Genomic DNA, 12,971 nt, shown 5'->3' on the forward strand with positions numbered 1-12,971 from the left:
TGTTCTCCCGGTCTTCCCCTTGTGGTGCGCTGCCCAGGAGGCGGATACTTGCCGCAGAGCCGCCGCACGCTGCACGCTGCGGCGTGAGCAAGGGAGCGGGATAGATGAGCGATCACACGACACAACGCGTCGTACCGAACATTTGGTGCAACGGAACTGCCGCTGAGGCCGGTGCGTTTTACGCGGGCGCGCTTCCTGACACAAACTACACCGTGGAGTCTCGCTACCCCACGGAGGGGCTGCTGCCGTTCCAGGAGCCGCTCGCGGGTGAGCCGCTGACGGTCGCCGTCACCGTGGGTGATTACCGGTTGGTTCTCGTGAATGCGGGGCCCGAGTTTCGGCCCAACTTGGCGCTGTCGCTCATGCTGAACTTCGATCCCGCGCGGATGAGCGGCGGCGCAATCGAGGCCCGCGAGCAGCTCGATGCGGCGTGGGAACGACTGAGCGACGGCGGCGAGGTGCGCATGCCGCTTGGCGAGTACCCGTTCAGCGCCCGTTACGGCTGGGTTGAAGACCGCTACGGCGTGAACTGGCAGCTGATGCTCACGGATCCCGATGGAGACCCGCGGCCCGCTGTCGTGCCGTGTCTCATGTTTGGCGGTCCGGTGCAGAACCGTGCCGACGAGGCGATCGAGTTCTACTCCGAGGTCTTTCCCGATGCCGGGCCCGGCCAGCGAGTACCGTATGGTGAGCCGACGGGCCCGGCATCGGCAGAGGCACTGATGTTCGGTGAATTCCGCATCGGCGATCAGTGGTTTGCGGCGATGGACTCGGGGGCGACGCAGACGGAGACATTCGGCTGCGGGCTCTCGCTCGAGGTGCAGTGCGCCGACCAAGCAGAGATCGATCGATTGTGGGACGCGCTCTCGGCAGTTCCCGAAGCGGAGCAGTGCGGCTGGCTCGCAGACCGCTTCGGCGTGAGCTGGCAGATCGTCCCCGAGAATATGGGGGAGCTCATGGCGCACCCCGGCGCGTTCGAGCGGATGCTCGAAATGAAGAAGCTCATCATCGCTGAGCTGTAGTGTGCGTGATCCCGCCCGGTCTGTGCACCGCTAGACTTCCTGAGTCCAGTGAGAGCGGCGGAGGGGAGCACCCGTGCAGGTGAGCGCAAGCGGAGTGAGCAAGGGGCCGGCTGGCCGAGCACTTCCACCCACAGACGTCGAGATGAGCTCAGGCACGGCGGTGTTCGTTGAAGCGGAAACCGCGCAGCGCCCCACCGTGCTCGGCCTGATCGTGAGCGGCCGGATGCGGCCGGATTCGGGCGAGGTGCTGCTCGACGGCGAGCCGAGCGCGCGTGAGCTCAGGAGGCGCATCGCACTTGTTGATGCCCCTGATGTGAGCGAACCGCACGGCGACGTCCGCCTCGAGCACGTCGTCGCAGAAGAACTCATGTTCGCGGGGGAGCCGCCGCGCCCGCTCGCGGCCCGACGCGAGCTCCGCAGTCTGGGCTTTGCCGATCACGCGCGCACACCGCTCGCCGAACTGGCACCCGAAGTGCGGGTTCGAGTGTTGTGCGAGCTCGCGCTGCGTCGCCCCGGGGTCGAAGGCATCGTGCTTGTTTCACCCGACCGTCACGGCGGCGATCCAATGGAGTGGTGGGGCATCGCCTGCGAGCTCGCGGAGCGCGGGCACGCCGTGCTCGTGATCGCGGGGCTCGCCGCCCGAGCCGCTATCGACGCCCACCCAGACGGGTGGCGCACGGGCGAAGTGACGCCGCTGCGCGGAAGCGCGGAACTGGCGGAAAATGAGCAAGGAGGGGCACGATGAAGGTGCTGCAGATGGTGCGGGCAGAGTTTGCCCGCCTGTGGGCGACGCCAATGGCGCGACTCGCCTTCATTGCCCTGATGTGCGTCCCACTGCTCTACGGCGGCCTCTACCTGTGGGCCAACCAGGATCCCTACGCAAAGCTTGACCAGGTGCCGGTGGCGCTTGTGGTGGAGGACGCCGGGGTGAAGTCAGGCGACACCGTCCGCTCCATCGGCGACGAGGTCGCGGACAACCTCGTGGAAGATGGCAGCTTTGACTGGCATCGGGTCAGTGCAAAGGACGCGGAACTGGGCATCGCGGAGGGCGCGTACGACTTCTCGCTCACGATCCCGCGCGAGTTCACGGAATCGTTGCAGTCCTCGCAGACGGACAATCCCCACCAGGCGCAGGTCGTGTTGACGACCAATGATGCGAACAGCTACCTCGCCACAACGATCGGTGAGCAGGCGGTGAAGCGCGTGCAGGCGCAGATCGTCCAATCCGTGGGGCGTGAGGCCTCGCGGGCCATGCTCGACGGGCTGGCGGAGGTGCGGACGTCGCTCGGGGATGCCCGTGACGGTGCAGGCAAGCTTGCTGACGGCGCGGGCACCGCCCGTAGCGGCGCACAAACACTCGCAGAAGGACTTGCCACGGCGCATAGCGGCTCCGGTGCGCTCGCCGCCGGGCTCGGAACGCTGGAGGACCGAACGAGCGCGCTGCCGGGGCAGTCCGCTCAGCTTGCGGATGGTGCCGCGAGAGTATCGGCGGGCAACGCCTCGGTCGCGGAGCTCGGTCGTGAGGTTGCCGGCGCGAGCCAGAGCGCGACCGATCGACTCGCGGGGGAGCGGGAGGCCATTCTCGCGGAGCTCACGAAAGCCGGAGTCGACTCCGGCGTGATCGATCGGGTCAACGCGCGTCTCGGCGAAGCCGATACCGTGTTGCGCGACGCGAACTCCCGGGTGCAGGGCGCGAGCGCGCAGCTTACTGAACTGTCCGCGGGGTCCCAGCAGCTCGCTGATGGTGCCCGTGCGCTTGCGGACGCTGCGCCGCAGCTCACCGCCGGAATCCGGGACGCGGCAAGCGGCGCCGGCACGCTGAACGATGGGCTGGGTCAGCTCGCAGACGGGGCTCCGAAGCTTGAGAGCGGGATCGGGCAGCTCGCGACTGGTAGCACCCAGCTCCGTGACGCGCTGGGAGCAGGGGTGCAGAAGCTGCCCGAGAGCACTGCGGATCTGCGTGCAAAGCAGGCGGCGAACATCGCTGATCCGGTCTCGGTGGTCACTGACAAGGTGACTTCGGCGGGGACCTACGGTGCGGGCCTCGCGCCGTTCTTTGTGAGTCTCGCCGCCTGGATCGGTATCTACGCGCTCTTCCTGATCCTGAAACCAGTGTCGCGCCGCGCGGTCACCGCGCTGCATGCGCCGCTGCGGGTGACGCTTGCGGGATGGCTCACCCCCGCTCTGCTCGGCGCAGCTCAGATGCTCGCGCTGTTCGGCATCGTCGCGGGCACGCTCGGGTTCCAGGTCGCGCACCCCATCCCTGCGTACGGCATGATGGCGCTCGCCTCGGCCACATTCGCCGCGATTATTCTCGCGCTGAACGTGTGGCTCGGCAGCGTTGGGCAGTTCATGGGGCTCGTGCTCATGGTGCTGCAGCTTGTCACCGCCGGCGGCACGTTCCCCTGGCAGACGCTTCCCGAACCGCTCGCGACGCTGCACCACTACCTTCCGATGTCGTTTGCGGTCGACGGCCTGCGACAACTCATGTACGGCGGGGATCTGGGTCACGCGGGTCTCGATGCGCTGAGGCTCGGGCTTGTCCTCGTGATCGCGGTGCTTCTTGCGGCGATTGGAGTGTCCCGGATGATGCGGTCGCGCACGCTGCGTGATCTGCAACCGAGCTTGATTGGCTAGTTGCGGCGTCAGCTTTGACGCGGAGGTCGCCGAGCCGAGCGCCATTTTGTATACATTAAATCCCTGATCTCTCGAAATGCTTGCGGCTGCACGCTCTTGTGTATACGCTAGCGTGTGTTGAGAGGGGCGCAGATGCGTGCGAGCGAACGGGCTTACGAAGGTCTGGTTGAGGACATCCAAAGTGGCGCGCTCGCCCCGGGTGCGGTGATCGCCGAGGTCGAGCAGGCCGCCAGACTCGGCGTCAGCCGCACCCCCATGCGAGAAGCGATTGCTCGGCTCGTTGCCGACGGGCTCGTGCGGCAACAGTCTGCACGAGTGCTCGTCGTCGCGGGATTCGATGCTGCCCACATTCGAAGCCTCTTCGAGGTGCGACGCGCGCTCGAAGAAAGTGCTGCACGGCTCGCTGCTCAGCGCGGCGACTCAGCTGTCTTTCATGAGCTCGCCGCGGGATTCCGTGAGGCACACCCCGAGACCAACGCGAGCGCAGCGGATGACTACTATGGGCTCATTGCTCGGTTCGATGCGGCGATCGATGCGGCGGTGCAGAACGACTATCTCACACAGGCGCTCCGTCCGATCCGGGCTCACCTGGCTCGTGCTAGACGGCTTGCCCGCGACAACGCGGAGCGGCTGCACCAATCCGTCGTTGAACATGCGCTGATTGCAGAGGCAATCGCGGCGCGGGATCCCGATCTTGCTGCGCACGCGACGCACGTACACCTGCACCACGCACTCACCTCGATTCTCGGCGCGATTGATGGTGCGCCGAGCACTGATCACTTGTAACCCCTCACTCCAACGAAGGAGCACCACAATGACCGTTTCGCACCCCGTTCGTGTGTATCGCAGCGAAGAGCCACTGCCACGTGAGGAGCAGCTGGCCTGGAAGATTGCGGAGGTCGCGGCCGACCCGGTAGAAGTCGACGCCGAGGTGACTGACATGGTGATCAACCGCATCATCGACAACGCGGCGGTGGCAGCGGCCTCGCTGACACGCGGCCCAATTATCGCTGCGCGGGCACAGGCGCTCTCGCATCCTGTGTCGACGGGCGGAGCCGGTGCGACGGTGTTCGGACTCGCGTCGGAGGAGGGTGACGCGCATCTCACCAGCCCCGAGTGGGCGGCGTGGGCGAACGGAGTCGCGGTGCGCGAGCTCGACTACCATGACACATTCCTCGCCGCCGAGTACTCGCATCCGGGCGACAATATCCCGCCGATCCTCGCCGTAGCGCAGCACACCGCGGCCGACGGTCGCTCGCTCGTGCGGGGTATCGCTACCGGGTACGAGATCCAGATGGACTTGGTGCGCGCGATATGCCTGCACAAACACAAAATCGATCATGTCGCGCACCTCGGGCCGTCCGCAGCTGCAGGCATCGGGACCCTGTTGGGGCTCGACGTTGCGACGATCGCCCAAGCGGTCGCCCAGGGACTGCACACCACGACCGCGACCCGGCAATCGCGGAAGGGCGAAATCTCCACGTGGAAGGCGCATGCCCCAGCCTTTGCAGGGAAAATGGCCGTTGAAGCAGTAGACCGTGCGATGCGCGGGCAGACCTCGCCGAGCCCGATCTATGAGGGTGAAGACGGTGTGATTGCGTGGCTGCTCGACGGGCCGGACGCGCGCTACGACGTGCCGCTGCCCGCGGCCGGAGAGCCCAAGCGTGCGATTCTTGAGAGCTACACGAAGGAGCACTCTGCCGAGTACCAGGCTCAGGCATGGATCGACCTCGCCCGGAAGCTGCACCGGGAGCATCCCGAGTTTGCCGACCCCGAGAACGTGGCCCGGATCGTGCTGCATACGAGCCACCACACACACTTTGTGATTGGTTCTGGTGCGAACGATCCGCAGAAGTACGATCCCACCGCTTCGCGGGAGACACTCGACCACTCGATTCCCTACATCTTTGCCGTGGCGCTGCAGGATGGCGGTTGGCACCACGTCGACTCGTACACCCCGGAGCGTGCGGGCCGCGCTGATACGGTGGCGCTCTGGCGCAAGGTGACGACCGCGGAGGACGCCGAGTGGACACGCCGATACCACTCGGAGGACCCGAACGAGAAGGCGTTTGGCGGCCGTGTGGAGATCGAGCTGAACAGCGGGGAGCGGGTCATTGATGAGATCGCCGTTGCCGATGCACATCCGCTTGGTGCTCGCCCATTTGCTCGCGAGCAGTACATTGCGAAGTTCCGCACACTTGCAGAGCCCGTGCTTGAGGCAGCCGAGATCGAGCGTTTTCTTGAGCTCGTGCAGCGCCTCCCTGAGCTCAACGCCGCCGAGGTGCGGGAGCTCGGGATTGTCGCGAAGCCTGGGACCATCGATCTTGCGGGCGCACCGAAGGGACTGTTCTGATGCTGTACTCGAAGACGCCGGCCGCGGAAAAGCGTCGGCTGTTCCGTGAACGACTTGCCAGCGGCGAACTGCTGCGCTTCCCCGGAGCGTTCAACCCGTTATCGGCGAGGATGATTGAACAGAAGGGGTTTGATGGGGTCTACATCTCGGGAGCGGTGCTCTCGGCCGACCTTGGTCTCCCCGACATTGGGCTCACCACACTCACTGAGGTTGCAGGACGGGCGCAGCAGATTGCCCGAATGACCGAATTGCCTGCACTCGTTGACGCAGACACCGGCTTCGGAGAACCGATGAATGTGGCGCGGACGATTCAGACTCTTGAAGATGCTGGCCTCGCTGGCGCGCACATTGAGGACCAGATCAACCCGAAGCGGTGCGGTCACCTCGACGGAAAAGCGGTGGTGGACGAGGCGACGGCGTTGAAGCGGATTCGTGCCGCCGTCGACGCTCGGAGAGACGAGAACTTCTTGGTGATGGCACGCACAGACATCCGCGCGACCGCGCCCGGTGATGTTGGCCTCCGTGCGGCCGTTGATCGCGCGCAGGCGCTCGTCGACGCGGGAGCAGACGCGATCTTCCCTGAGGCGATGCGCACGCTCGAGGAATTTGCGGCAGTGCGCGCAGCGATTGACGTGCCGATCCTCGCCAATATGACCGAGTTCGGAAAGAGCGAGCTCTTCAGCGCTCAGCAGCTCTCGGACGTCGGGGTCAACCTGGTCATTTGGCCCGTCTCAATGCTGCGTATCGCGATGGGCGCGACGGAACGGGCGCTCGACACGTTGAACGCAGAAGGGCACCTCACCAGCAAACTCGGCGAGATGCAGCATCGAGCCGAGCTCTACGACCTCGTTGATTACGAGAGCTACAACCATTTCGACACGAGTGTGTTCAACTTTGAGGTGGAACGCTAGCGTCGCCACGTATTCGCGGGCGGGCGGCCCAGATGAACGGCCGCCCGCACCGGCCCGACACTCTTCGCAAAGGAGCGATCATGTCTGACACGGAAATCAAGAAGGGGCTCGCAGGAGTCGTCGTTGATGAAACTGCGATTTCAAAGGTCAACCCCGAGACCAACAGCCTGCTTTACCGGGGGTACCCGGTGCAGGAACTCGCCGCCACCCAGCCGTTTGAAGCGGTCGCCTACCTCCTCTGGCACGGAGAGCTCCCGAGCGCGGGGCAGCTTGCTGAGTTTGAACAGCGTGAGCGGTCACTTCGCTCGCTCGATCCGCGCACGTTGCAACTCTTGGACGCAATGCCCGCGGACGCGCACCCGATGGATCTCGTTCGTACGGCAGTGAGTCAGCTCGGCGCATTCGATGGGACGCTGCACGAGGCGAACGGCTGGACGGACCGCACGCTCGATCTCGGTCGTGCGGAGTACCTGTTCGCACAACTGCCCACCATCGTCGCGGCCGTGCAGCGTCGCCGACGCGGACTCCCACTGATCGCCCCACGGGATGATCTCGATTACTCGCGGAACTTTCTCTGGATGACCTTTGGTGAGTTGCCGTCGGATGCGGCGGTCGACGTGTTCCGGGTGTCACTCGTGCTGTACGCCGAGCATTCGTTCAACGCATCAACATTCACTGCACGTGTGATTGCCTCAACGACCTCGGATATGTATTCCGCGGTGGTCGGTGCGGTCGGCGCGCTAAAGGGGCCCCTCCACGGTGGCGCCAACGAAGCAGTGATGCACGTGCTGGAGGAAATCGGTCGCGCTGAGAACGTCGTGCCGTGGTTGGACGCCGCGATCGCAGAGAAGCGCAAGATCATGGGCTTCGGCCACCGAGTCTACAAACACGGAGACTCTCGGGTACCCACCATGCACGCCGCACTGCAGGTGCTGCTCGAGGAGAGCGGTCGAAGAGACTTGGCGGACTTGTATGCAGTACTCGAGGCCGAGTTCGTCGCACGCAAGGGGATCTACCCGAACCTGGACTACCCATCCGGTCCGGCGTACCATCTGCTGGGTTTCGACACCGAGATCTTCACCCCGATCTTTGTGGCCGCGCGCGTGACCGGATGGACCGCGCACATCATGGAGCAGTCAGCCTCGAACGCGCTGATCCGCCCACTCTCCGCATACAACGGCGCGGAGGAGCGTCATGTTCCGTGAGACGCTTCACCGCAGCCACGTCGCACTGCCGCCGCGCGGCGGAGTGTGCGCGGTTGCGCTGCGGGCGCGGGCGTGAACTTGTAGCGTGGAGGCACACCCAGCGCGGGGTACCACTGTGGCCCCTGGTCCCGAGAGAAGGCGAATTCCATGACTCAGACTTCGATCCCCGAGAACTCCGACGACCGCGTAATCCTCACCGAGGTGCGCGGACGCGTCGGCTGGATCACACTGAACCGGCCCGCTGCGTTGAACGCGTTGAACGGTCAGCTGGTTGGCGAGCTCATCGACGCCGCGCTCGCGTTTGACGCTTCACCTGAGATTGGTTGCATCGTGATCACCGGTTCCGAGCGTGCGTTCGCCGCTGGGGCCGACATCAAGGAGATGGCGGAGCACGGGTTCTCAGACATGTTCTTGAACAGCGCGTTCCCCAGCTGGGAGGGTTTCGAGCGGATGCGCACGCCGGTCGTGGCCGCGGTCTCCGGCTTTGCGCTGGGTGGCGGGTGCGAGCTTGCCATGATGTGCGACATCATTCTTGCCGCTGATTCAGCGAAGTTCGGTCAGCCGGAGATCAACCTCGGTGTCCTTCCCGGTTTCGGTGGCTCGCAGCGACTGCCGAGAGCGATCGGCAAGTACAAGGCTGCCGAGATGGTCTTGACGGGACGGATGATGGGAGCTGAGGAGGCTGAGCGCTCGGGCCTCGTGTCACGCGTGGTGCCGGCTGCGGAGCTGTTGGATGAGGCAACCTCGCTCTCGGAGACCATCGCTTCGAAGTCGCTGCCAGCGCTCTACGCCGCAAAGAACGCGCTGCAGGCAGCGCAAGAAGTTCCGCTCTCTGAAGGTCTCCGTCTTGAGCGGCTCGCGTTCGCTGCGGCGTTCGCAACGGACGATCAGAAGGAGGGCATGCGCGCCTTCGCAGAGAAGCGCGAGGCGAATTTCACGCATCGGTAGGCGCGACGGGTGGCTCCCTCTTGGGCTCGGGAATCGCCTGGCCTCGCGGGAGCCGAGCAAAGCGAACACGGCTTGGTGGCGGCTCAGAATACTCGCGTCGAGTCGGGGTCACCCAAGTAAGCGTGCCGTTGCTCTGCTGAGTACTGTGCCAGTCGCCATGATGCTTCACAGAATGGTGACCACGGCAGAGGTGCGCGAGATTCTCACGTGACGTGCTCCCGCCCTTCGCGAACGCGACCGTGTGATCGAGGTCGCAGCGGTGCACCGGAACGCGGCACCCAGGGAATCGACAGTGGAGATCTCTCACACGGAGGAAGCGCCGCAGTGCGGCACTGGGCCGGTAGCGATCGATCTCGGAAATGTCGCCGATACTTGTCGTGGTGACTCGCTCCCACCAGTCTGTGTGCAGCAGAAATCTGGTCGCGGTGGCCATGTCGATTGTGCCGTGGCCCGCGACTTCAGCAGGCGGGGGCAATGAGCCCTCGGGTTTGGTGCTCGACGCGGGAACAACAAGGTGAATCCGAGCTCGAACAGCCTCCTCAGGTGTGCCCGCGGTCAATGTTGTGGGGGATGCGGCGAGCAGCAGGTCGATGAGTGCGTCGACTCGGGTCTGCTCAAGTGTGCGTGCGTCGCGGGATGCCCCGGTGGCCTGGCCCTTACGGGGTGAATCGGTGCGCGTGCCTGTGTGCGCAAGCTTGGCGATGCGCGTGAGGCGGGCATGAATCGCGTGCGCTTCGACGAGCGGGAGGTGAGCGATGAGATCTGCCATACCGTGTGCTCGGTGAATCAGTCGCACGCTCCGTAGACCCCGTGCGACGCGGTGTTGTTCTGCGTGTGAGCGTGGTGAGACCTGCGTCGCGATTCGTGTGGCCAGAGGTCGCAGTCGACTCGGCGTCGTCTGTCTGGCTTCCGCCAGTATCGCTGTCTCGTAGGTGGCGCGTTGTGCTGTGGTGTCGGGATCTTCGTCCGTACCGATCATCGAAGCCGCAGCAGTGATGACTGCGGCGTGGCCGAGCCCAATCTCACCCGCTTGAAGTGCCGTGTGCGTGCGGGTGAACTGCGTCGCCAATGCGCGAGCGGTCGCCAAATCGCCTTCCACCTGTCGCTCGCTCTGCTGGAGGGTGGCCGCGATCTCGGCGCGGAGCGATCGTATCTGCAGCTCTCGCTCAGCGTGAGTGTCGCGCGGCTGAGCGCGCTCTGGTCCGCCTCCGTCTTTTGGGGCGTGGGGAGGTCCTGGAACCTCGGGCGCTCGTGGCTTCAGCGCGTCCGTGAGTGCCGCTGCGAGCAACGACATCCGCTCCGCGTCGCGAGCGCGTTGCTCCTGCTCGAGCGTCTCGAGGCGTCCAAGAATCTGGGCTCGATCCGCGAAGGAGCCGGTCGTCGAAAATGCGGTGCTGAGAGACATGCACCCATTGAGCCAGACCATTCTCCTCTCCGCAGAAGCTATCCACAGACAGCTCGGGATCCTCCCGGACCCCACCGTGGCTGTGGAGAACTGTCCGTGGGTCGCCCACGAAGTGCCAGAATAGGGGGAGCGCAATCGAAAGGAGCGTCGATGACGTACAGCGTGGCGGTAGCGGGGGCATCGGGGTATGCCGGAGGTGAGATCCTGCGCCTGCTCGCCGGGCATCCGGAATTCGACGTGCGAACGGTCACCGGGCACTCGACCGCCGGCCAGCCGCTCATCGCTTCACAGCCCCACCTGCGTTCGCTTGCTCATCTCACGCTTCAGCCCACCACCCCCGAGGTGCTCGACGGCCATGACATTGTGTTCTTCGCTCTCCCGCACGGTGCGTCCGGTGAGCTCACCGCGCAGCTCACCAATGTGCGGCTCGCGGTTGACTGCGGCGCAGACCACCGCCTGACCAGCGCAGAGGATTGGGCGGCGTTCTATGGTGGCGAACATCACAAGGCCTGGACGTATGGTGTGCCTGAGCTGCTTGTCGCTGGGGCTGGGAAGCAACGTGACGCGCTCGTGGGGACGAACCGTATCGCGGCGCCCGGGTGCAATGCTTCGACGGTCGCGCTTTCGCTCGCGCCGGGAATCGCTGCGGGTGTGATCGAGGCGGGCGATATCGTGTCTGTGCTTGCTGTTGGGCCTTCCGGCGCAGGGAAGGCCGCGAAGACCCACCTGCTCGGAGCCGAACTCATGGGGACGGCCAACCCGTACGCTGTGGGCGGCACGCATCGGCACATCCCCGAGATCCAGCAGGCCCTCCGTGGAGCAGGTGCTCGTGCCGAGGTGAAACTGAGCTTCACTCCGGTGCTTGTTCCAATGAGTCGCGGAATTCTCGCAACCTCGACCGCCCGCATCGTGCCTGGTGTGACGGCCGCTGAGGTGCGAGCAGCCTGGGAGGACGCATACGCTGACGAGACGTTTGTGCACGTGCTGCCAGAGGGCGTGTTCCCGCGCACCGCTGACACGTTGGGGGCCAACACCTGCCTCATGGGCATCGCTATCGACGAGGCCGCGGGACGCGTCGTTGTCGTCGCGGCGCTCGACAATCTCGCAAAGGGCACAGCGGGGGCCGCGATTCAGTCGGCGAATATCGCGCTCGGTCTTCCTGAGTCGACGGGATTGAGCGTGAACGGCGTCGCGCCGTAGTACCCCAGCGCCGTGCGCTGGAACGCCGCCGCACTGCACTGACCTCCGAGCGCGACCCTGCGCACCACTGACGAGACTTTCCACCCAACACACGCCGCCGTTGCGCGGCACCAAGGAGACACCGTGACCGTCACCACCCCAGCTGGTTTCCGTTCCGCAGGCATTGCGGTCGGTCTGAAAAGCACGGGTAAGCCCGATCTCGCCCTTGTTGTGAACGATGGCCCCGCGCCCGCGAGCGCTGTGGTGTTCACGAGCAATCGAGCACAGGCGAACCCGATTCTGTGGAGCCGCAAGGTCGCGGACAACGGTCCGGCGCGCGCGATCATTCTGAACTCTGGCGGAGCCAACTGCTTCACGGGCGACTTTGGGTACGAGACCACCCGGCTCACTGCCGAGGCGGTTGCTGCGCAACTTGGCGAGGCCGACGCGGCTGAGCGGGTTCTCGTGTGCTCGACGGGCCTCATCGGCACGGGCGATCAGAGCTTCCGCGACAAGATCGTGAACAACGTTCCGGAGCTTGTCGCGCGCCTCGCCGCGGACGATACAACGGCGCCCGCCGCGATCCTCACCACCGACTCAGTCGAAAAGACCGCCGTGCACACAGGGGAGGGGTGGACCATCGGCGCAATGGCGAAGGGTGCGGGAATGCTTGCGCCCGGCCTTGCCACGATGCTCGTCGTCATCACCACTGATGCCATGCTCGACGACGCTGCGCTCGATCGCGCCCTGCGCGGAGCAACGGCACCGAGCTTCGATCGACTGGACTCCGACGGTTGCATGTCGACGAATGACCAGGTCACCCTGCTCGCAAGCGGTGCGTCGGGCGTCACTCCCGATGAGGCAGAATTCGCGGCGGCGCTCGTGCAGGTGTGCGATAGCCTCGCTGCCCAGCTTCAAGCTGACGCGGAGGGGGCAAGCCACGACATTGACATCGAGGTTCGTGGGGCCGCGAGCGAGGCCGACGCGGTTGAGGTCGGCCGCTCGGTTGCACGGAACAACCTGTTCAAGGCTGCGATCTTCGGCAACGACCCGAACTGGGGCCGCGTGCTCGCCGCCATCGGCACGACCGATGCCGCATTTGATCCGTACCAGGTCGACGTGTCCTTCAACGGAGTGCGACTCTGCCACGCCGGTGCGCCTGACCGTCCGGTGAGCGAGTGCGACCTCACTCCGCGTCGCACTCACGTCGAGATCGACCTGTTCGCGGGGGCGCACACTGCCACCATCCGGACAAACGACCTCACGCACGACTACGTGCACGAGAACAGCGCGTACTCGAGCTAGGGGCGA

At 65.2% G+C, this 12,971-nt stretch carries 11 protein-coding genes; 10 read left to right on the forward strand and 1 reads right to left on the reverse strand.

Annotation, left to right across the window (positions count from 1 at the left end; translation table 11 throughout):
* Positions 1 to 104 precede the first annotated feature (104 nt).
* The 8 genes from D3226_RS04940 (at position 105) to D3226_RS04975 (ending at position 9,076) form a co-directional block, all read left to right on the forward strand.
* A complete protein-coding gene (locus D3226_RS04940) occupies positions 105 to 1,022 on the forward strand; it encodes a VOC family protein (protein ID WP_202381242.1) in 918 nt (305 codons plus the stop codon).
* A 142-nt stretch (positions 1,023 to 1,164) separates the two neighbouring features.
* Complete coding sequence (locus tag D3226_RS04945) at positions 1,165 to 1,767, forward strand: hypothetical protein (protein WP_237462241.1); 603 nt, start codon at positions 1,165 to 1,167, stop codon at positions 1,765 to 1,767.
* Positions 1,764 to 3,659, forward strand: coding sequence for a YhgE/Pip domain-containing protein (locus D3226_RS04950; RefSeq protein WP_202381244.1), 1,896 nt, complete (start codon positions 1,764 to 1,766; stop codon positions 3,657 to 3,659). The genes D3226_RS04945 and D3226_RS04950 overlap by 4 nt, the downstream gene beginning before the upstream one ends.
* Positions 3,660 to 3,791: 132 nt before the next feature.
* Entirely contained in the window at positions 3,792 to 4,445 is a 654-nt protein-coding gene (locus D3226_RS04955; protein WP_202381245.1) for a GntR family transcriptional regulator, read from the forward strand.
* 28 nt (positions 4,446 to 4,473) lie between these two features.
* Entirely contained in the window at positions 4,474 to 6,012 is a 1,539-nt protein-coding gene (locus tag D3226_RS04960) for an MmgE/PrpD family protein (protein WP_202381246.1), read from the forward strand.
* Positions 6,012 to 6,923, forward strand: coding sequence for a methylisocitrate lyase (prpB, locus tag D3226_RS04965; RefSeq protein WP_202381247.1), 912 nt, complete (start codon positions 6,012 to 6,014; stop codon positions 6,921 to 6,923). The genes D3226_RS04960 and prpB overlap by 1 nt, the downstream gene beginning before the upstream one ends.
* 80 nt (positions 6,924 to 7,003) lie before the next feature.
* Entirely contained in the window at positions 7,004 to 8,128 is a 1,125-nt protein-coding gene (locus D3226_RS04970) for a bifunctional 2-methylcitrate synthase/citrate synthase (RefSeq protein ID WP_202381248.1), read from the forward strand.
* Between the two features lie 147 nt (positions 8,129 to 8,275).
* Positions 8,276 to 9,076: an enoyl-CoA hydratase-related protein gene (locus D3226_RS04975; RefSeq protein ID WP_202381249.1), complete on the forward strand. Its 801-nt coding sequence runs from the start codon at positions 8,276 to 8,278 to the stop codon at positions 9,074 to 9,076.
* Here the strand turns inward: D3226_RS04975 and D3226_RS04980 are convergent.
* Positions 9,063 to 10,481, reverse strand: a complete 1,419-nt coding sequence (locus D3226_RS04980) for an HNH endonuclease (protein WP_202381250.1) — start codon at positions 10,479 to 10,481, stop codon at positions 9,063 to 9,065. The two genes, D3226_RS04975 and D3226_RS04980, sit on opposite strands and share 14 nt — an antisense overlap.
* 150 nt (positions 10,482 to 10,631) lie before the next feature.
* On the opposite strand from D3226_RS04980, the gene argC reads away from it, so the two are divergent.
* Both argC and argJ read left to right on the forward strand, forming a co-directional pair.
* Positions 10,632 to 11,681: an N-acetyl-gamma-glutamyl-phosphate reductase gene (argC, locus tag D3226_RS04985; protein WP_202381251.1), complete on the forward strand. Its 1,050-nt coding sequence runs from the start codon at positions 10,632 to 10,634 to the stop codon at positions 11,679 to 11,681.
* A gap of 123 nt (positions 11,682 to 11,804) precedes the next feature.
* Entirely contained in the window at positions 11,805 to 12,965 is a 1,161-nt protein-coding gene (argJ, locus tag D3226_RS04990) for a bifunctional glutamate N-acetyltransferase/amino-acid acetyltransferase ArgJ (RefSeq protein ID WP_202381252.1), read from the forward strand.
* Positions 12,966 to 12,971: the final 6 nt, after the last annotated feature.

Origin of the sequence: Leucobacter chromiireducens subsp. chromiireducens (genome assembly GCF_016758255.1) — a bacterium.
In the GTDB taxonomy this organism is placed as follows: Bacteria; Actinomycetota; Actinomycetes; order Actinomycetales; family Microbacteriaceae; genus Leucobacter; species Leucobacter chromiireducens.

Coding starts and splice junctions, on each gene's coding strand:
- D3226_RS04960 (WP_202381246.1), top strand. CDS start 4,474: ATGACCGTTTCGCACCCCGTTCGTGTGTATCGCAGCGAAGAGCCACTG.
- prpB (WP_202381247.1), top strand. CDS start 6,012: ATGCTGTACTCGAAGACGCCGGCCGCGGAAAAGCGTCGGCTGTTCCGT.
- D3226_RS04955 (WP_202381245.1), top strand. CDS start 3,792: ATGCGTGCGAGCGAACGGGCTTACGAAGGTCTGGTTGAGGACATCCAA.
- argC (WP_202381251.1), top strand. CDS start 10,632: ATGACGTACAGCGTGGCGGTAGCGGGGGCATCGGGGTATGCCGGAGGT.
- D3226_RS04980 (WP_202381250.1), bottom strand. CDS start 10,481: ATGTCTCTCAGCACCGCATTTTCGACGACCGGCTCCTTCGCGGATCGA.
- D3226_RS04940 (WP_202381242.1), top strand. CDS start 105: ATGAGCGATCACACGACACAACGCGTCGTACCGAACATTTGGTGCAAC.
- D3226_RS04975 (WP_202381249.1), top strand. CDS start 8,276: ATGACTCAGACTTCGATCCCCGAGAACTCCGACGACCGCGTAATCCTC.
- D3226_RS04970 (WP_202381248.1), top strand. CDS start 7,004: ATGTCTGACACGGAAATCAAGAAGGGGCTCGCAGGAGTCGTCGTTGAT.
- D3226_RS04945 (WP_237462241.1), top strand. CDS start 1,165: ATGAGCTCAGGCACGGCGGTGTTCGTTGAAGCGGAAACCGCGCAGCGC.
- D3226_RS04950 (WP_202381244.1), top strand. CDS start 1,764: ATGAAGGTGCTGCAGATGGTGCGGGCAGAGTTTGCCCGCCTGTGGGCG.